This is a genomic window from Variovorax sp. P4_D9 (assembly GCF_056401695.1).
On the sequence record NZ_JBFUIU010001444.1, the window covers coordinates 1 to 1,360 of the forward strand.

At 61.5% G+C, this 1,360-nt stretch carries 2 protein-coding genes; both read left to right on the forward strand.

Translation table 11 applies throughout. The annotated features are described in order from the left end of the window. A partial coding sequence (locus AC1DY5_RS55825) for an ABC transporter ATP-binding protein (RefSeq protein WP_478122737.1) occupies positions 1–508 on the forward strand: 508 nt, incomplete at its 5' end. A 17-nt stretch (positions 509–525) separates the two neighbouring features. Continuing rightward, the coding region (locus tag AC1DY5_RS55830; protein ID WP_478122738.1) for a phenylacetate--CoA ligase family protein at positions 526–1,360 on the forward strand (835 nt) is incomplete at its 3' end.

Sequence of the window (1,360 nt, forward strand, 5' to 3'; positions counted from 1 at the left end):
CTTGACGATCGAGGATAACCTCATGACGGGTGCCTACACGCGCACCGACGGCAAAGCCGCAGTGGCCGAGACGCTGGAGAAGGTATACGCGTACTTTCCGCGCCTGAAAACGAGGCGTTCCTCGCAAGCCGCCTACACGTCCGGCGGCGAGCAACAGATGTGCGCAATCGGTCGGGCGCTGATGGCCAATCCGACGATGGTGCTGTTGGACGAGCCATCAATGGGGCTCGCTCCGCAAATCGTGGAGGAGGTCTTCGCGATCGTCAAGGACCTCAACGAAAAGGAACGCGTCACCTTCCTGCTGGCCGAGCAGAACACCAATATGGCGCTCCGTTTCGCGGACTATGGCTACATCTTGGAGAGCGGCCGCATCGTGATGGATGGTCCCGCCGCCAGCCTGCGCGAGAACGAGGACGTGAAAGAGTTCTACCTGGGCGTCGGCGGCGGCGACCGGAAAAGCTTTCGGGATGTAAAGAGCTACAAGCGCAGAAAGAGATGGCTTACGTGAGTGCAACAGATCAGCACATGGCAGCTGCGGCGAAGCGCTCGCGCGCCCGGCACGAAGTCGCGAAACACTTCGACGCCCTGGAGGTGCGCTCGCCCTCCGAGCGAGAACGGGCCCTCTTGGCGGCGCTGCCGCGACAGATCGCCAATGCAAAGACGAATGCGCCAGCGATGGCGGAGATCCTCCGAGATGTACGGGCAGAGTCGGTGACGAGCCGCGCCGCGCTGTCGACGCTTCCCGTGGTGCGCAAGCACGAAGATTTTACAGAGCGCCAACTTCGCCGAGCTGCGAGCGACCCATTCGCCGGATTCTCAGCGGTGGGATGGCATGACGCAAAGCTTCGCTCTGGCATCCGAAGGGTATTCCAATCGCCAGGACCTCTTTACGAGCCGGAGGGCTTTGGGGGTGACTTCGAGCGTTGCGCGAGGGCCATGTTTGCGGCGGGCTTTCAATCCGGTGAGCTTGTACACAACAGCTTCAGCTACCACATGACCCCAGCTGGCGCGATCATGGAGACCGCCGCGTTGACGCTCGGTTGCGCAGTCTTCCCCGGTGGCACCGGCAATTCGGATCTTCAATTGCGCGCGGTGATTGATCTGCAGCCGTCTTGCTACGTCGGGACGCCGAGTTTCCTCAAGCTGCTGCTCGAGCGCGCCGCGTCAAATGGGCTTGATCAGCTGTCATTCACAAAGGGGCTGGTTTCGGGCGAGGCATTCCCTAGCGTTGCGCGCAATTGGCTGCGAGACCGCGGCGTCGACGCCTATCAGTGCTACATGACGGCCGATGTTGGTCTCATCGCATATGAAACCGAACCGCGCGAGGGGCTGGTCCTCGACGAAGGGATCATCGTAGAGA